We start from the raw sequence: 17,229 nt of genomic DNA, 5'->3' as shown, positions 1-17,229 counted from the left end.
AATAGAAGAACTTGCTTATTATTGTTTTTTCAGCCATTTTTTTACACACCTTATAGCTCTGATTTGTTCGCTTTCGCTAAACTTAGAATCGTCATTCGTTTCATTTCCTTCCAGAACAGCTTCATAAAGAACAAGAAAATAAAAATCGCAAGGGTTTATCATTCGTTCCATAATTAGTGGAACTATTTGTTTTCCCATTGATTTGAGAGGAATGAACTCAGGCAATTTTGCATATGAATGTATGCTTGCACTGTATAGTGTCTTAGGGTTATGGTCTATTGCAAAATTCCATTTATCCACTAAAACTGCAAAACGATTTCTTATGCTATCTGGTACTTGTGAAGCCAATTCTTTTATTTTCTCTTTCTCTGTATTTGTTAGAAAATCCCTTGCTGATAGGCTGTCTTGTTTGTTGTCAGCATTGGAATTCCAAATGTTCTCTGGTTCATGTACAGTTTGCAATGGTACTTTAACAATAGAGTCAGAAGCCACTTTCTCATAGTCATTTGGTGAGTGATTGGTTTGCTCTACAAAGGTTTTAAATAGAAAATTTCTTCCCCAACCATTACCAAATATAACATCTAATGGTTCCCCTGTATCTTTCCATATTCTGACTCTTGCTGCAAATCCAAAATCAAATTTAACGGCAGTACTATCATATGTAAAAGTTACAGTATAGTACTTTCTTCCTATCTGTTTTTTTATTTCAGGAAAGCTGTCCCCATAATCCTCCTTTTGGAAAACTTGAACATCCGATACGTTAGCCTCTTTAAAAAATGGAACATACGCAGGACCAAAGGTCAAAGCCACGTTTCTTGCGCTATTTACAAGAGTACTATTGTCTAAGACCTCTGGTCGCTTGCATGAACTCAAGAATAGTGTACATAATACCGCTATTCCCCAAACTACAATTATTATAGATGTTTTATTTTTCATTGTTTGATTTGATACAATTAAAACTCTCTACTACACATTTCCCTTTGCCATTTTTTGACACCACTTTTATAAGAGTATAGTCATAGCTTGATCCATCTGCTGGTGGATTGGCATATATGGTCTTCGTAGCCAAAAGTTCGTACTCGTATCCTTTCTCGTATGTAAAGCCTTCAATTCCGTTGAACTCGCATGGCTCCCAAGTCTTTTCTCCCTTTTCTTTTATCAACATACATTCGTGTGGTGTACCCGTCATACCGGTACATTCTCCTGTTGTGGCAGAAACATATAGAGTTACAGTCTTCTGCTTGTCTTTAGGTTCATCGTCATCATTTAAACAGCTTGCAAACATTGTAAATACTGTTAACAAAATGAAGAGAATCCCGATTCTTGTTTTGATTTTTTTCATAATTTGAAATTTTTAATGTTTATATATGTGTGAAAATATAATTATAATTGACTGTTTGAATGCAATCTTTAATTTGCATTTCGCATGAACATGTTACCAATGACTTGATTATGTCTTTGCCTTCTTATTTTAAGATTGCACTTTCACTATTTTGATGTTTGTAATCTGGTGACTTTGATGTCTTCTTGCCATAGTCAAAACTATAAACAATTTTCAGATTTGCATACTGATTATAACTACGACTTTGATCTATTTGTTTGAAAGAATAATATGATGCAGATAATTCATTTACAATGTTATTCTTCATCATGAATAAATTGTTTGCATTAGCTTCGATAGCCCAATTCCCATGATTCCACATTGCCGATAGTTGATACCGCCAAAATGTCTTTCTGTTAATCTGGCTGTCTATCAAATCTCTTGATGGTGACGCTATGGATGCACCAAAAGAAAAATCCCCAACATAGTAGTTTATCATAGCAGTCCCAGAGAATGCAGACAAATTACGATGCTCAGCTCCTCCTCGAACTAAATGTCCAACCCATTGACCGGATAACTTCATATTAAGTGTACCAGAAGGTTTATAGGTTATAGACATATCTGCACTGGGACGATGATAGACACAGTCATCTCTAAAAGTGCTAATAAGATGCCCATCTCGAATATAGTAATCCGAAATAATCGAATGATTTTGATAAAAGTATGACACTCCCGTTTGCAAAGCGAATTTGTTAAGGTTCAATGTATGGCTTAATCTCGGATTCAAAAGAATTGAATTGTCCATCTTAGGATTACCTTTGAGAATGATTATAGGGTCAATCTGCTGTTCTACATTGTTAATCGTATTTATTCTCGGATAAGTATTTCCCAAAGCGAACATAAATTGAAGTTGCTGTACTTTATCTATCTTATATGTAGCTCTTGCCTGAAGTCTCGGTGTAAGATGATTGATAGACTTCATCCCCTCCAAACGATATGTTAGAAATGACAGTCCAGGATTAATATCAAAGAAAAAACTCCCTAAACGTTGGGAATAGTCTGCAAAAAGGATGGTTTCGGACGAATGCAAATTTTGATTATATGCAGAAGTCCCAATGTATTCGGAATCACTAATTCTCATGAACTCGTATAAACTGAAAGCCAATCTATTTCTATGACTGAACGCCATAGAATAGTTTACATTCGCTTTGATGTAATAATAATCTTCCTTGACAAGTGAACGAAAAGACACATTATCATCGTTATAGAGACGGTCATAATCGTTTCGAGAATAATATCCATCAAAAACATAATCCAACGATTTTGTGTTAGAAAATGTGTGCAATCCGTAAAAATAGACACTTGGACGATAAGATTTGTTTCGAGTGTTAATGTCCAAAATGCTACCGTTCTTGATTGCTGCATCAGTTTTCCAATACTCCGTCATTCCATTATTGACACCGTTTTTTGAGGCATTCCATGCCATACCACCTCTAAGCATCCAAATATATTTTCTTCCTCGGTTGCTGATTGATGCCTGTACATATTCTTCCGTTTGCCTATTGTCAGCATTATTGTAATGCTGCAGTCTATTCAGTTGATAATCAGGGAAAATAAAAGTCTCATTCTCGTCCATAGACGATTTTGGATTTTCCAAAGAATATCCAGCCCAAAGGTTCAAACTTTTGGTTCCTGTGACAAATTTCGAAATAAGATTGTAATCACCATAGAGATAGCCTACATTCTGAGACGCATCAAGTTGCGTGTAGCCACCATTGTTGAGTGGTTTCATAATTATGTTTATAGCATATGCGTCTTTTGCATATTTACCAGTCGGCACATCAAAATATTCCACTCGAGAAACGTCCTTCGGTCTTAAAGACTGTACCTCTCGAAAATCAACTTCACGCCCATCTATATAGAGAGTCGCAGCCCCATTGGGAGTCGTCACACTTCCAGTCGAACGCTCGACAGACACTCCCGGAATCATGAGATTGCTCAACAGGTCATAACCAGTTACAGCATGTTTACGTTGCTCTTTTGTAGGAATAGCAAGGATATGATCACCTTCTCTTGTAAGATAAGATGACTTTACAACAACTTCACCAAGTTCTTTGCCTTGAATAAAAGTTTTGGTTGTATCTGGTTTTTGTGCATAAGTTACGTGTAGGCACAAACTCATTATGATGACTAACAATGCTTTCATCTATTTCTTCCCTATTTTCCAAGAGACTTGAACTTCTTGGAATGCACTTTTTATTTCTATATTTACATGCTAAAAGTTATACCATTCTCAGTGTCCCATGCGCGAGGTATCTACCTCCTTGACCGTCTTCTCCTTGTAGCCACCAAACTTATAGATAACTGCGAAGGTGACAGATGCCCAGTTGTAGTTGATCTTCATACGGTAGTCTTGGTTGCCTTGCACGGAACGGGTGTCGTATAGGTTGTTGAAGATGTTGTTGCCATTAAGGCGCAATCCCCATCTTCCATCATGCGACGACCATTGCAGTTTGGCATTCATTCTGAAGATAGGACTTATGTCGTAGACTCCTTGTATGGCTTTCGACTGAAAGAAAGGGTTGAGTATGAGGCGCAAGTCTTGAGTGTTGCATAGTTTTACAGATGCCGTGCCTCCAAGTATAACAGAGAGTTTCTTGCGATTGAATGGCAAGTCGAAGAAATTACTGCTCTTGTCGTGCTTGTAGGTTCCTACAGCAAACACATTGCCATTGAGCCATTTGCCTGCACTGAATATGGCTGATGCTTGCAATCCAAAGCTATTGGAATAGTCGAAGTTGGTTTCCTTCATTATCACTGCCATGCGGTCTGTGGTTTGATATGGCAACTGCACAGAATAATCAGGTTTCAGACTTGCAAAAGCCATCAGCGTATAACGTCGCTTTATCTGCCACATCAGATTGACATTATAATAAGAGAAGGGTTTCAAATCGGGATTGCCATGTATCTCGGTGTATGTGGACGAGTAGAACACATTGCTCATAGTGGACCAATAACTCGGGAACTCAGAGTTGGAACTGAATGATAGATTGAGCAAATGGTTGTCGTTGACGTTCCACAAAGCATTGAGCGTAGGATATACGCGCCATTTATCCCATATGGGAGAGTGATATTGCTCGGCAGCAACAGATGCTTCAAGACTAATAGCCTTGTTTATCTGCTTGCTGAAACCTGCATATATGTTCCATATACGCTCGTTGAGGTCCACGCTGCTTGTCCCATCGGGCAAAACGCTCCCATCCTTGTCTATTGTGGTCTGATAACTCTTGTTACTTGTGAATTGCCCTTTCACGCCATACGACAATCCCCAGCCATGTGACAAAGAATGGGTTTGGTCGGCTGTGAACATCCATTTGTTGATGGTCTGCTCGCTGCCACTTGTCAGGTTGCGTTCAGTTTCATTTTTGTTTTCCGTAGTTATCGTACCATCGAGGGCTTGTTGCTGAGGCGTGCGATAGTAAGTGTACGAACCGCTAAGGGTTAGTCCGAAAGGAAGCGCGTAGTTAACATCCACATTGTGCAGATATTCATGACTGTCACGATGCATTCCGCTTATGCTTGAACCTGTCGTGCGGCTGTTTGAGTTTGTCTTGTCCCATTGTCCCGTATAGGCTACGTCAAGACGATTGTTCTTGCTAAAGGTGTAATTCATCCCCAGTCGGTAGTCGTGTGTAATGCCAAACGACTTCTGCCCGGTTTCATCATTATAGTGTATACGATTGTTGCCAAGCGGATGATTGGCTTTGCGTGAAGACTCACCGTATGAATTGCCGTTTACATTTTTATATTGTGCGTCAAGTCCAAACTTGCCTCTTTGCAAGGAAAGATATAAATTACCAAACTCATTGGCGTATTTGTTTTGCCGCATGCCACCAATGATTTGTCCCGAAAGCTGATTGGTACCGGCGTAGTCTTTCGTGACGATGTTGATAGCCATGCCACGCACATGATAGCGAGCAGGGGCAGACAGCATCACCTCGGCTTTTGACAACTGTGCGGCTGGCATTGCCTTCAAGCGTTCAGTAAGTTGCTCTTGCGTCAATGTGGTGGCTTGTCCGTTGATAATCAACGTTACTTCATTGCCCGAGAAAGATATGCTGCCTGTAGCATCGCTGACACCAGGTATGCGTGTCAATGCCTCGTAAGCGTTGTCGGCAGGCAATTGTTTTAAGAGTAGCGGCATATTGTACGACAGCATACCCCGCTCTGCCTTGACAATGGGGCGAGTACCTTTTACCATCACTTCTGGAAGATTGTGCAACATTGTCTCCATTGTGAGCGAATCCGTTTGCGTCCGAGTTTGAGCTTTCACGTTAGCAACAGAAAGCAAAAATAATCCTAAAAAAAATATCTTGTTGGTCATATTTTATCTTTTTAAGTTATCTTTTTCTATGTTATTCAAAAGTACGAAAAACAATCCACAAACGAGAATGTTCTGCTATACGTATTATAGTAGTGTATTACCCTTTGTTGATTCGTTCTACCAATTCGCAGTGAAAGCATATGAACGAACTGTTGAGTGCTTCAAACTATTGAACCGGTCACAATTTGTGACCAGTTCTGCCATTTCCTCCTTAGTTAGTTGAAAACGGAAACGTTCAGGAAATCTCTCCATATTACGTTTAACAGCTTGATTTTACACCTTAGTTTCCACTCCGTAAAGTTCAGCCAAGTCTCTGTCTATCATAATCTGCTATTTTTAGTGTTCTTTATATTCAAAGACGAAAGAATGATAAAAGGGTAAACTACTTTTTCCAATATTTTTCAGCCATAGGCTGCAACCTTTCCTTTATAACTTCCATAACAGTCTTGAAATCAAGAGTTTCTTTCCATTGAATCTTTTTCAGAAATGCTTTCCAGCGAACTATACGTGCTGCGTCTGTCGCAAAACTTTCTGTAAACAACTGCAATTCGGGATTGTATGTAAGCCCTCTATTATCGAAAGTCGCCTTAATCGCATCATATAATGTGTCATCAGACAAGTCTCTCTTTGTCAGGAGTTGGTAACAGTCGAAGAAATCTTTCATGCGACTGTTGAGCACATCTCGGTCTATCATCGTATGGAATTTCTCGGCAACAACAGTCTCCAAGGAATATGCCTGTATGTTCACAGATGGAATGTCAGGCAAAAGCAATGGGAAGTCAATAGTTGTTGGATATGGAGTTACAACATCACCAAAGCCAATGTCAACAGACATGTTATAAGAAATGGTATCCATGTGGGCAGTAAAATAGAATCGGGTGCCAGGATATTTCTTTTCGACGGTGATAGGTTCTAACTTGATGCTGTCAACATCAAACGATACTCCATCCTCATCGCATACAATGCCCAAAAATTCCTGGAACACATGCGCAAGGAAATCCCTATCACGGCTAATTCTATCTGCCATGAAATCAACATCTACTGTAGGACGTGCCTCAAGTCCGTTCATAGCATAAAGCAAAGAGCCACCTTTCAGCAAAAAATTGTCCTTGTATTGACTAACAGATACTCTGTAAAGCAACCTTTCGTTGAAATATCTTGCCAAGAGATACATATATTTATAGCCAGTCTCATTCATCAGATTGAGCAAGCGGGTCTTAACAGACTTACCGTAGTTTTTCTTTCCCATCTTATTCTATAGCTATTTCAAGATAATTTTTCAATGTATTAAACACTCTGAGGCGTTGGGCGTAATCCTGCAAACGAGTGAGATTGCGATTGGGCTTTCTCAAATAAGAACGAATCACTTCCGCACAAACATCAAGCCCCAATTTGTTTCTGTATTTCACTGCATCACAAACACTTCGCTCCAAGTCGGTTATGCGAACATGAAAACCGGATATTTCTGCTTCCATAATGCCAAACTTCAAGTTCTCCTTCTTCCAATAATACAGCTCTATCGGAAGCGTATCTGGTATCACCACCTTCCGCTTGTTGGCGATGGCTATACAAAAAGCAGGTGGAACAGTTGTCGAAAGCTGATGGTAAGCCCACGCATTGTACAGGCATACAATACCATTAGGTACAATCCGTTCCACATCAATCATTGTATTAAGCAAAGCATCGGGAACGGCATATATGCCATGACGCAACTTTATCAAGTCGCCACGCTCCTTAGCTCTCAACAGTCGTTTATACTCTGACAGATGAGATATATCAGTAGTGGAGATAGTGCCACCAAGTGCTGCTACTTTGCAAACTATATTGCTCATTTCACCTCTTATTAAATGTCATTACAACTGCAAAAATACAATAAATTTCGAGAATACGGTAAGATTCTACGGATAATTTCATAAAATACCGCACATTTTTGCATATTTTCAGAGTCCTAATTATATTTGAGATGATAATAAACTCTAAAAAACATGCAACAATGCAGTATTCTAAATTTAAAATTGTATTTTTGCCACCAAGATGACAAAGAGTTGTTTGACAATCAAACGTATGCAAATTGTAGAAATTAGAACCGTTGCTAAATCATTACCTCCATTGAGGTGAAAAACTCATAAATCGCTCATTCTAAGCTATTCGGCAGATTTTAGCGTAATTTTTTTCAAAAAAAAATCGTAAATTTGCAGCGAGAAATAAAAACTTGAAGAATAAACAACATAAAAATGAACTTATGAAGAAAATCTCGTTGATAGTGATGAGCTGCATAATAGCTTGCGGACTGCTCGCCAACCACGGCATCGTGAAGGGCGGAGAAATGTCGCCTAAGGTAGAGGACACGGTATCGATTGACAAGAAAATCACTGATAGTCAATGGCTATCGAACAACTCCGACACGTTGGAAGTGGACACAGCTGGCGAAGACTCGGTGGTGAATGTGGTGGCCTACTTCTGCAAGGGCGACACCTGCGAATACTGGATATATGAGAATGAGTGGAAGGTGAACGGCAAGGACACGGTGAAGACGCTCGACGTATCCACCCAGGTGCGCCTCGTGGTAAACGATTCCACCAGCAAGGGCTATAAGATGAGCTACACCTTCCTGGACGTAAAGGCCGATTCGGTGGGCGACAACTTCCTGGACAAGATGATGACCATGGTAGCGGAGCGCACCGCCAAGAGCGTGATAGGCACCACCATCAACTTTGAGACCGATGAATACGGTCGCATCACCAAGATTACCAATCTCTCGCAAATCAAGAAGCAGGCAAAGGCTCTCTTCAAGGCGAGCATGAAGGACATCGCCGCTATGCCCATCATGCAGGAAATGAAGAAGGCGATAGGTCTTGACTTCATGAAGATAGGCAACCAGGCTAACACCGACGAGGTGGTGGAGGGCTACCTGGAGGAGCTGAAACTGCTCTTCGCCTACCACGGAGGCCAATATGCCGTGGGCGAGCATCACGAGCACGAGGATGCCACTAAGGATAGCTACGCCAACGACACTTATATCAATGCCAGCATAGAGAAGAATGGCAACTACACAATCTCCTGCGAGGTGGTCAGCGTGATACCAAAGGAGACCGTGAAGGAGGTGATGGGTGGACTGATGGGTGCCTTCATGGAAGGACTGAAGGGCAAGAAGACCGCGGACGGCAAGGATCATGATGGCAACATCAAGGACTTGGACGACGAGTTTAAGAAGGAGATAGACAAGGCAGTTGACCAAGATGCCCAGACCTCGGAGTATCTCAGTGTGACCTGCTTCGAGGATGGCTGGCCTAACAGCGTGTTGAAGCAAAATAAAACTGTGATGGCTGGCCGTGGCAAGCTGAAGCAGAAACTCATCGAGGCTTGCCGATTCGCACAGCGCGAGAAATGATGAACTATTTCGACCTGTACAGATTGAAAGTTTTCTAACTGTACGGTTGAAACGGGCTGAAAGCCCAAAAGCTCTTAGCCCAGGGCATCGCCCTGGGTATAAATGTATTATTTCGGTGTGAGGCCTTATGCGGCACAGGACAAAATGATTCAGGTATTGATTCTATCAAGCTTGAAGAATATACGGCAGTTTTGGGAAATAGAGTCAGCTTGGATTCCATAGCTGGAACTTATATCGGTTGAGGATATATTTTTGCAAATATGACCTACAATATACTCTATCGGAGTAAAAAGCTCAATAACATTATTCTCAACTAAATCTTCTATTGAAGATTTTACAAATTCCCAAAGCCTGGATGCCTCATATTCTTCATATGGATGTTTCATTCTTTAATTATTTCATTTTCTGTTTCAATGATGATATTGACCTATCAAATAAGGCGACATTTATTTTCGACACATTATAATAGCCTACACTTATATCTTTCAATAGAATATCCTTCCACATTAATTGATTTTCTTGAATTCCCTTCAATTTAATAGTATCTGGTTTTATAGGAATTTTGTTCTTTGTAAGAAGCTCGTTAATTTCTTTAATTAGTTTCGAGTTTTGAAAACGAAGATTATATATACTATCCCCTAAAAGACTTATATTTCGTTCATTTTTACAATAAAAGAAACCACTTAAATAGATACATGAAGAATCTTGATATTTAAACAAATATTCGATTTCTTCTGTTGTATAGTTGATTGACAACATGTATCCTTTAGGTACACAGAGTTCGAAAGTTTTATTATTTAATTGTAACTTGACTTTTTTGAGTTTCTCCTTAGGCAAATTATAATTTGCAATTGCAGAAAATGTTACTAATAATAAAAATAATAATAATGTAAACTTTATTTTCATCTGTCCTATATTTTTAATAACAACATGTTCGTACGATGAAATATGTAACCAATTTCATCGTACGAATTATTTTACTTTTTATACCAATATAGCGAAATTGGAGTATTTTTGTCTGCTAAAATATGATTTTAGACTTACTCTTCTGTAAATATTTTCACCTAATCATTCCATTCCTTTAACAATTTATTGTTGACATATCCAGAAAAGATTTTTTCACAAACTATATATGTAGAATCATTCATCATACGCATATAATAGTGTTCCTGTCCCAAAGTATGTGTCTTAAAAAATACTAATTTGTAGCTTCCGTTTAATGGATGTGATAGAGCTTGGATTTTTACAGAATCTTTTGAACTGTACAATTCCCATGTTCCATTAGATTCTTTTATAGACTTTTGATAATAATACCAATCTTTTTTAAGAGAATCTTCATCTATGTCTTCATCTAACAATGTTTTACCTTTAAAATCTATCTCTGGTGTTCTGAGCAAAGGAAGTTCAACATTCTTATTAGAAAAATTAAAGTTTATGCTACTAAACTCAATTTTTGTATTTCTATTTATAACAAGACTGTCAAGAACCATATTCCAATACCCATATAAACGAATTTCCACTTTTGTATGCGAAAATGTACTTGTCATATATGCAATAGTTAGAATAACCACAGCAATGATAAGAAGGAATCGTTTTCTACTCTTCAATAAGAGGTTTGTATCTTTTATTTTTTGCATCATATCTTCCCATTCTTTTTAATATTTGATTTCCAAGAATTTGTATATTCTTGTCTCTTGTTGAATTATTGCATTCAAAGGTAGTGCTTTTAACCTTTAAGCAACTATCACACAACCCCTTTCTTTGAAAAGAACGTAAAATCAATAGTATTATTGCGATGATTGTACTTTTAGTAATCGCTTAACTCGTTGTACGGTACTTACCCCTTTACCACACCACTTTGCCACATCCCGAATGGAATATCCCTTGCGAAGCAGACTTATTACTTCCCTATATTCGGCTTTCATCTGTTCTTCCCTATTTTCCAAGAGACTTGAACATCTTGGTGATGCACTTTTTCTTCTGTTCCATGTTTGGGTGAACATAGAGATTAAGGGTTGTTGTGATGTTGGCATGACCGAGCAGTACGCTTACGGTCTTGTAGTCGCAGTTGCTTTCAATGCAGCGTGTCGCAAAGTTGTGATGCGCAGTGTACCATTAATCAGGTGAAACAAGAGCTGAATGCCACATCAAAAAATGTGCAGGACTGACTTCACACAATGGGTAAGAATCCTCAAAAGAAGATTGTCACCCATCGCTTCGAGCCAACTTCAAAGTATGTTCTTCTTTTCATTGGAGGCTTGGCTCTATCTCTTGTCATCTCCATTTGGGGCAACCTAACCCAATGGCGAGAGCATCAAGCTTGGGAGGTAGCAGACTTGAAATATCGGGCATTGAAGATGGTTCTTCCATCTGACGACCCCAATGTTCGATACATCGAAAGTCACAATATGACTTGGCAAGAAACATGTCTTATTTGGTTTCATATATGAATTCTATTGTTTCATAGTGTTTTCTATATTCTTTTTTTAATTTTACGACCCTATTATTCTTATCATAAGTAAAGACACATGTATATGAAATAATGACGTCAGACATGTTTGGCTTATATGTATAACTATATTGAGTAATAAGACAATCCTTGACTATAATTTCAATACTTAACACATAGTCAACACTGGCATCAAGATATGTGTAATACTTATTGATATTTTGTATAGAAATCTTTTTTTGTTCCCCTATTGGCTTTGTAAATGACAAGATTTCGCTTGGGTCATAACTTGATAAAATATCAGCAATAACACATGCATCCTTATATATGACCTCGGGATATTTTAGCTTTATTCCATAATCTGTTAGGCTATTAGATTGATTTAAAAATATCTTTTGACGCGTTTTGTCATCTGTGGACAATTTAATCAATCTACCCTTTTTATTATATACCCCGATTTTTTTCCCGTGTAGAAATAAACTTCTCTCTAACTTATAACCATTACTTAAAATGTTTACAACAGTCTGTGATTTCAATTCCAAACTGTTTAGAATTGAAATCACAGAAAGTATTAATATCGCGCAAAATCTCATTACTAATTTTTATTTAGTTCCTTGCTTTAGAATTTCTGTTCCAAGTTCAATACTTAACATTATGCAATTTTTTGCATAATACTTCCATACTGCGAAAGTACGGAAGCATTTGTATGGGGGAAAAGACAAGGAGTTATTTCAGGCTTTTGTCAAGGATTTCAAGAAGAATGGTAGGGTCCTCGTGGATTTGCTCAGCAGTGAGTCCTCTCTTTTCCACTTCTTCAGCGACGGCAGGATAGTCCTTGAATTTATCCTTTATCTTTTTCAACAGTTTCTTTTGAGAGTATTTTTCTCTTTTGGAATTAATTTTTTTATCCTCAAATAACATCCAATAGTAAACATGCTTGCCGCTATCAACCATATAGTGATATGCCCTACAGTCTAAATAAACGGTAATATTTGTCCATATACCAGTAAACGACCTGCTGTGGGTGGAATTGTCAAAAGCAAATGGTTCCATATAGCCAGTGACATGTTTTCCCTTGAAAACTTCAGTTGCCAAAAATGGAAATTTAGGGTCGTCATCTATAAGGATGAAAGTGCGTTTCTTGCCGTCTTGGAGAGCATTATCCACCTCAAGGGATTTAATGTCTACGATTTTGTATTTTACATCCTTACCATTTTGTGTTTCACTGAAATAGATGTTTTTTTTCATGAAGTGGATGTCGTTCTGCAAATAGCCGTTGAGCACAGTGCCGTCTTTGAGCGTCAGCACGGCCTTAGACCATACGACTTTGGGTTTCTTGGCGTTTGCCGTTATCGCAAACGAGAAAGCCATGAGGAAGATGATGAAAAATAGTTTCTTCATAAGCGAATAATTTTATGGTTTTTAATGCGCCAAATTTAATACTTTTTTTCTTAACAAGCAAATGTTTGAGGTCTTTTTTTTAGAAGAATCAATCTCGTTATATAATGAAAAATCAAAGTGTGAAAATGCTTCCATACTGCGAAAGTACGGAAGCATTTGTATGGGGGAAAAGCCAAGATTATTTTATAACATAACGGAAGATGTCAAAGCGAGAAAAGCCAATGCTTTCGAGAATCTCCCTACTTTTGATTTGATTGCTTTTATTGTTGTAGTTTTTTATGAGAGGAATTCTGATAATGGTCTTATCTGCATACCCATTGTCTACAAGCCATTTGAGATTGGCTAATACAAAAGAGTTGTCCTTGCCTGTGTATTGCTTGTAAATAAACTCGTCCATATCTTTGATGTCAATCACTAAAAGGTCAGCAAATTGAGCAACTTTAAAGATATTTTTGTTCGGTACATTCAATGAAGATTCTATGGTGATTTTCCATTCCTCTGGCATTTTTCGAGTAAACTCACTTATAAAATCAGCGTACAGCAGTGGCTCACCACCACCAAAAGTAACTCCTCCACCCGTAGCCAAAAAATAAATATTGTCAGGCATCAAGCGTTCTATCAGTTTATCAACAGTAAGCTTACATTCTGGAGATTCTTTGAAGCATTGGGCGTTTATGCAATATGCACATCTAAGTGGACATTCATGAAATGCAACGAGAGTAGTGATGCCGTCACCGTCTGTAGCCAAGCGGTGACGGTCAATTCCTATCAATGGTGCTTCTAATGGTGGCATAAGTTACTTTAGCATAATATCTATTGGTATCATAATTTTCGCACATGTCGGCTTGCCGTCTTTTAAGGCTGGCTTCCATTTAGGCATCGCTTTAACAAGTCGTAACACTTCCTCTTTCATCTCTTGAGGACAAATTGTTATGACTTTAACATCGGCAAGACTGCCATCCCCCAACACATAGAAAGAAACATTTATGCGCTGCTGATATGCTCCTTGTAAAGTTTCAGGTACACATAAATTTTGTTCTACAAAATGTAGCAGGGCACTGTTGCCGCCAGGATAGAATGGCCCTGTGTCAAAATCTTTATTTTCAACAACCATTTTTCCTTCCTGTTTTTTCTTGCGACGCTTCTTCGTTTTAGGCTTTTGTGGTGCAACTACAACCTCTCCTAAAATATTATCGTCTGCTTCCGTTAGGCAAAGCGTGTTAAAGCCTTTCAAGTCCAGTTCGCTGAATGAATAGACCTTGTTTTTATAACCAATATATTCCAATCGTAGCGTGGAATCCCTTGGAAAGGTAACAGAAAAGTTTCCGTCAATGTCTGTAATGCTGCCGGGTCGTTTGTTTCCTGCAACAATAATTACACCAACAATAGGAGTTCCGTCAGCTTCTTTCACACATCCATTGATTGTAACTTGTGCTCTTGCTGGCAGAGAGTCTGCTGCGATTACTTCATTACCAATAGGTACAGACGGTGACGAAGTTTGGGCATATACATTGTATGGGGGCGCCAAAATGCCAATGGCAACACCTGTAACACAAACAGCCTCTCCCATGCGTTTGCGTAAAGACAATTCCGACTCTATATATTTTCTTTCAGTCTCGCATGCTGGACATGTTCCACTGCAATGTCCTTTGAAGTGGCAAACTCTTGGCTCGTATGCAATGCCATTCATGTCAGCAATCTTTTTTCTGACAGCTTTCAGTACGTCGCAAATTTTTCTACCCCTATCCATAATATTACTAAATTTAACCTCACAAAGTTACACCATAAAAACGGCAATTCCCTCGTTTTATTGCATTATCTCACCCCTCCCACGCAAATTGGGTATAAATCATGCTGTGGAAACTTCTCGCAGCCGATATAGAGCGTGTCGAAGGCATCGGTGCCATCGGTGCGGTGTTGTTTTTGACTTCTTCTTGTTTCTTTTCAATTATCATATCTGTAATCCTTTCGACTCCAGATAATTTTAATTTGTTCCTTCCTTTAGGATTTCTGTTCCAAGTTCAATACTTAACATTATGCAATCTTTTGCATAATCATATTATTTTTCACTTACGACGAAGCTTTATATACAAGCCCAAAAATATTATCGTATTTATGGCAAACCAAATAAAATTTATAGTAACACCAGTATCGAATATCTGGTAAACCATATTTATGATAGCATCATTATCTATAGTTTCTACCTCGTATTTTATACTAACATACGCATTTACCACAAAGATAGCATAAACAAAAACCATTAGAAATGATATAATCAAGTAAATTATTAACAGTTTCTTCATAAACAATCATCTATTAAAATCCTGACTACTACTATTGCTTCCACTTCCAAAAGAACCAAAACCATTCCCACTTGAAGAAGAACGTGTATTTGAATTGCCTTTTTTATTGGACAGTAGTGAATTATGATAAATCGAGTTATTTCATTAAAATTGATTTATTATTGTAGCCATAGCCGATAATCTTGACATCTACTTTTGAATGGATTAAAGTTGGTGAACCTTGTATCTTGTATTGGAAGTAGATTGTATCTATTTTCTCTGTTGTGGCTATTTTGAGAGTTTTAACTTGATTGAATATTTCCATTGTTATCTTTTTGAATTTTTTATTGTCGCAAATAACCACTCTTTTTTTTACAATATATCCTCGTTGGTCTGTCTTGTACTCAATAGCAACGTATGCCTCCAAATTATTTTTTTGAAACTCAATAGGATATTTACATTTTCTTTTCAATTCGTTTATAAACAACTCTTTATTTCTATAGTCAGGATTACTTGTGCTTACTTGGCATACATCAAATAGTTGCGGAGATGTTCCCACAAGAGACACATTAGTATTGGAGTTGCATGAACCAAATACTACCAAAACTGTCAATAATATAATACCCACTAATTCTTTCATCTTTATTCTATATGATTTTATCTATGACTCCACTTTAAAAAGTGGATTAAATTTGAATTAAACATATGCCTTGGAAAGCCTTTATGCAATCCTCGGCGTTAACTAACTCTGGCAACCAGTTGGCGAACGAGTTGTTTATGCAACGTGAAAATGCCTCCTGTAGCCTAAATATAGCCCCAAAGTGGGGCGATTCGCTCTTTGAACTATTTGTTGCCATCTTGGAGAAACCAAAACACTTTTTGCCTAAGTCCTTAATGGATGCACCTATGTGATATACACAGTTCGCTGCTCTCCTTTTTTTCTATTTTATTTGTCATATTTATATTCATTTTTCCAATATCACAAATTGTGACTTTGAACATTACCATATTTAACAGCATTCAAAGGTAGTGCTTTTAGCCTTTAAACTACTATCACACAACCTTTTTTTTTGAAAAGAACGTAAAATCAATAGTATTATTGCGATGATTGTACTTTTAGTAATCGCTTCACTCGTTGCACCGTACTTACTCCTTTACCACTCAACTTTGCCACATCCCGAATTGAATATCCCTTGCGGAGCAGACTTATTACTTCCCTATATTCGGCTTTCATCTGTTCTTCCGTTTTTACAGAGCCTACCTTGCGTCCGAGTTTTCCACCTTTCTCTATATACCGCTTCCTTCCTGACTGCAATCGGAAGAAGATATTATCACGCTCCAATTGCGCACAGGCTCCTTCAAACGGATTTCCTTCTTCTTTCGTCCCATTTTATTTCCTTTCTTTTCTGATATATATCCTTTTGTCACTGATTATCAAGTATTTAACTTGCGATACAAAGATAATACAGCGAGGGACAAAAACGAGACAAAAGTGGGTAAACAGCTAATCAATTTCAAGAAGCACTTCATGGCGATTTAACGAAGCGCTTTCTTAGCTGCTGACGAAGCGCTTCTTTAGAGTGTAACGAAGCGCTTCATTAAGGTGTAACGAAGCGCTTCGTTAGGTCATGTGATAAACGACACTCTGCGACACTCTTCGACATCTTCCTTGTCTGCATTTCGTATCTTTGCGCGCGCGTACCTTTATATATTATAGAACTTCCGCATGTTTGCCCCACACGCCCTGAAGTGTCAAAGCTCTGATAAGCAGCATGCCCTGAAGTGTCAGGAGCTCTAATAAGCAGCACGCCCTGAAAGGGCAGAAGCTCTTAGCCCAGGGCAACGCCCTGGGTATAAAGGCACTCAGCAAGGCGCCCTGTAAGGTAGGGTGTTCAAAATTCGAATCAAAAATCCGGTATAAAAAATGGTGTTATTTTGGTGCAGCTAAGTTACTGATTTTTAACACTTTAATATACGAAATAGTTCTTTGAAAATTTGCAT

15 protein-coding genes and 5 pseudogenes are annotated in these 17,229 nt (G+C 38.2%); 2 read left to right on the top strand and 18 right to left on the bottom strand.

The annotated features are described in order from the left end of the window. Positions 1–18 precede the first annotated feature (18 nt). The 7 genes and pseudogenes from P3T48_RS13250 to P3T48_RS13220 form a co-directional block, all read right to left on the bottom strand. Positions 19–936 carry a hypothetical protein gene (locus P3T48_RS13250; protein WP_276506996.1) on the bottom strand — a complete coding sequence of 306 codons (918 nt, stop codon included), beginning with the start codon at positions 934–936 and terminating at the stop codon, positions 19–21. Next, positions 926–1,342 (bottom strand): DUF4377 domain-containing protein, encoded by a 417-nt coding sequence (locus P3T48_RS13245; protein WP_276506995.1) that lies wholly within the window; start codon positions 1,340–1,342, stop codon positions 926–928. The genes P3T48_RS13250 and P3T48_RS13245 overlap by 11 nt, the downstream gene beginning before the upstream one ends. 124 nt (positions 1,343–1,466) lie before the next feature. Beyond that, the gene (locus tag P3T48_RS13240; protein WP_276506994.1) at positions 1,467–3,527 is read right to left on the bottom strand and encodes a TonB-dependent receptor; all 2,061 of its coding nucleotides are present in this window, start codon (positions 3,525–3,527) and stop codon (positions 1,467–1,469) included. A gap of 87 nt (positions 3,528–3,614) precedes the next feature. Next, positions 3,615–5,705 carry an outer membrane beta-barrel protein gene (locus tag P3T48_RS13235; protein WP_443217198.1) on the bottom strand — a complete coding sequence of 697 codons (2,091 nt, stop codon included), beginning with the start codon at positions 5,703–5,705 and terminating at the stop codon, positions 3,615–3,617. A gap of 117 nt (positions 5,706–5,822) precedes the next feature. Next, positions 5,823–5,966, bottom strand: a pseudogene (locus tag P3T48_RS13230) (ORF6N domain-containing protein); the annotation flags it as partial. Between the two features lie 121 nt (positions 5,967–6,087). After that, on the bottom strand, positions 6,088–6,954 hold the full coding sequence (locus P3T48_RS13225; protein WP_276506992.1) for a nucleotidyl transferase AbiEii/AbiGii toxin family protein: 867 nt from the start codon (positions 6,952–6,954) through the stop codon (positions 6,088–6,090). 1 nt (position 6,955) lies between these two features. Further along, positions 6,956–7,537 carry a type IV toxin-antitoxin system AbiEi family antitoxin domain-containing protein gene (locus P3T48_RS13220; protein ID WP_276506991.1) on the bottom strand — a complete coding sequence of 194 codons (582 nt, stop codon included), beginning with the start codon at positions 7,535–7,537 and terminating at the stop codon, positions 6,956–6,958. Between the two features lie 410 nt (positions 7,538–7,947). On the opposite strand from P3T48_RS13220, the gene P3T48_RS13215 reads away from it, so the two are divergent. Continuing rightward, the gene (locus P3T48_RS13215) at positions 7,948–9,096 is read left to right on the top strand and encodes a hypothetical protein (RefSeq protein WP_276506990.1); all 1,149 of its coding nucleotides are present in this window, start codon (positions 7,948–7,950) and stop codon (positions 9,094–9,096) included. 149 nt (positions 9,097–9,245) lie between these two features. Here P3T48_RS13215 and P3T48_RS13210 read toward each other — a convergent pair whose 3' ends face one another. The 5 genes and pseudogenes from P3T48_RS13210 to P3T48_RS13190 all read right to left on the bottom strand — a co-directional run. Beyond that, positions 9,246–9,482: a hypothetical protein gene (locus tag P3T48_RS13210; protein WP_276506989.1), complete on the bottom strand. Its 237-nt coding sequence runs from the start codon at positions 9,480–9,482 to the stop codon at positions 9,246–9,248. A 7-nt stretch (positions 9,483–9,489) separates the two neighbouring features. Next, positions 9,490–10,002, bottom strand: coding sequence for a hypothetical protein (locus P3T48_RS13205; RefSeq protein WP_276506988.1), 513 nt, complete (start codon positions 10,000–10,002; stop codon positions 9,490–9,492). Positions 10,003–10,160: 158 nt separating this feature from the next. Then, a complete protein-coding gene (locus P3T48_RS13200) occupies positions 10,161–10,736 on the bottom strand; it encodes a hypothetical protein (RefSeq protein ID WP_276506987.1) in 576 nt (191 codons plus the stop codon). A gap of 147 nt (positions 10,737–10,883) precedes the next feature. Then, positions 10,884–11,027, bottom strand: a pseudogene (locus tag P3T48_RS13195) (helix-turn-helix domain-containing protein); the annotation flags it as partial. Between the two features lie 4 nt (positions 11,028–11,031). After that, a pseudogene (locus P3T48_RS13190) lies at positions 11,032–11,196 on the bottom strand (tyrosine-type recombinase/integrase); the annotation flags it as partial. 11 nt (positions 11,197–11,207) lie between these two features. Here P3T48_RS13190 and P3T48_RS13185 point away from each other — a divergent pair. Next, positions 11,208–11,501: pseudogene (locus tag P3T48_RS13185) on the top strand (hypothetical protein); the annotation flags it as partial. A gap of 25 nt (positions 11,502–11,526) precedes the next feature. Here P3T48_RS13185 and P3T48_RS13180 read toward each other — a convergent pair. The 6 genes and pseudogenes from P3T48_RS13180 to P3T48_RS13155 all read right to left on the bottom strand — a co-directional run. Continuing rightward, positions 11,527–12,087 carry a hypothetical protein gene (locus tag P3T48_RS13180; protein ID WP_237472415.1) on the bottom strand — a complete coding sequence of 187 codons (561 nt, stop codon included), beginning with the start codon at positions 12,085–12,087 and terminating at the stop codon, positions 11,527–11,529. A 184-nt stretch (positions 12,088–12,271) separates the two neighbouring features. Then, the gene (locus P3T48_RS13175; RefSeq protein ID WP_276506986.1) at positions 12,272–12,946 is read right to left on the bottom strand and encodes a hypothetical protein; all 675 of its coding nucleotides are present in this window, start codon (positions 12,944–12,946) and stop codon (positions 12,272–12,274) included. Positions 12,947–13,124: 178 nt separating this feature from the next. Further along, complete coding sequence (locus tag P3T48_RS13170) at positions 13,125–13,739, bottom strand: radical SAM protein (RefSeq protein WP_276506985.1); 615 nt, start codon at positions 13,737–13,739, stop codon at positions 13,125–13,127. 3 nt (positions 13,740–13,742) lie between these two features. Next, positions 13,743–14,636 carry a carboxypeptidase-like regulatory domain-containing protein gene (locus P3T48_RS13165; protein WP_276506984.1) on the bottom strand — a complete coding sequence of 298 codons (894 nt, stop codon included), beginning with the start codon at positions 14,634–14,636 and terminating at the stop codon, positions 13,743–13,745. A 749-nt stretch (positions 14,637–15,385) separates the two neighbouring features. Next, entirely contained in the window at positions 15,386–15,868 is a 483-nt protein-coding gene (locus tag P3T48_RS13160; protein WP_276506983.1) for an energy transducer TonB, read from the bottom strand. A gap of 456 nt (positions 15,869–16,324) precedes the next feature. Continuing rightward, positions 16,325–16,579 (bottom strand): annotated as a pseudogene (locus P3T48_RS13155) (helix-turn-helix domain-containing protein); the annotation flags it as partial. Between the last annotated feature and the right edge of the window lie 650 nt (positions 16,580–17,229).

Origin of the sequence: Segatella intestinalis, assembly GCF_029348455.1 — a bacterium.
Taxonomy (GTDB): Bacteria; Bacteroidota; Bacteroidia; order Bacteroidales; family Bacteroidaceae; genus Prevotella.
Note: the sequence above shows the minus strand (reverse complement) of the source record. Positions and strands in the feature narration are given on the sequence as shown.

Coding starts and splice junctions, on each gene's coding strand:
- P3T48_RS13250 (WP_276506996.1), bottom strand. CDS start 936: ATGAAAAATAAAACATCTATAATAATTGTAGTTTGGGGAATAGCGGTA.
- P3T48_RS13245 (WP_276506995.1), bottom strand. CDS start 1,342: ATGAAAAAAATCAAAACAAGAATCGGGATTCTCTTCATTTTGTTAACA.
- P3T48_RS13240 (WP_276506994.1), bottom strand. CDS start 3,527: ATGAAAGCATTGTTAGTCATCATAATGAGTTTGTGCCTACACGTAACT.
- P3T48_RS13235 (WP_443217198.1), bottom strand. CDS start 5,705: ATGACCAACAAGATATTTTTTTTAGGATTATTTTTGCTTTCTGTTGCT.
- P3T48_RS13225 (WP_276506992.1), bottom strand. CDS start 6,954: ATGGGAAAGAAAAACTACGGTAAGTCTGTTAAGACCCGCTTGCTCAAT.
- P3T48_RS13220 (WP_276506991.1), bottom strand. CDS start 7,537: ATGAGCAATATAGTTTGCAAAGTAGCAGCACTTGGTGGCACTATCTCC.
- P3T48_RS13215 (WP_276506990.1), top strand. CDS start 7,948: ATGAAGAAAATCTCGTTGATAGTGATGAGCTGCATAATAGCTTGCGGA.
- P3T48_RS13210 (WP_276506989.1), bottom strand. CDS start 9,482: ATGAAACATCCATATGAAGAATATGAGGCATCCAGGCTTTGGGAATTT.
- P3T48_RS13205 (WP_276506988.1), bottom strand. CDS start 10,002: ATGAAAATAAAGTTTACATTATTATTATTTTTATTATTAGTAACATTT.
- P3T48_RS13200 (WP_276506987.1), bottom strand. CDS start 10,736: ATGATGCAAAAAATAAAAGATACAAACCTCTTATTGAAGAGTAGAAAA.
- P3T48_RS13175 (WP_276506986.1), bottom strand. CDS start 12,946: ATGAAGAAACTATTTTTCATCATCTTCCTCATGGCTTTCTCGTTTGCG.
- P3T48_RS13170 (WP_276506985.1), bottom strand. CDS start 13,739: ATGCCACCATTAGAAGCACCATTGATAGGAATTGACCGTCACCGCTTG.
- P3T48_RS13165 (WP_276506984.1), bottom strand. CDS start 14,636: ATGAATGGCATTGCATACGAGCCAAGAGTTTGCCACTTCAAAGGACAT.
- P3T48_RS13160 (WP_276506983.1), bottom strand. CDS start 15,868: ATGAAAGAATTAGTGGGTATTATATTATTGACAGTTTTGGTAGTATTT.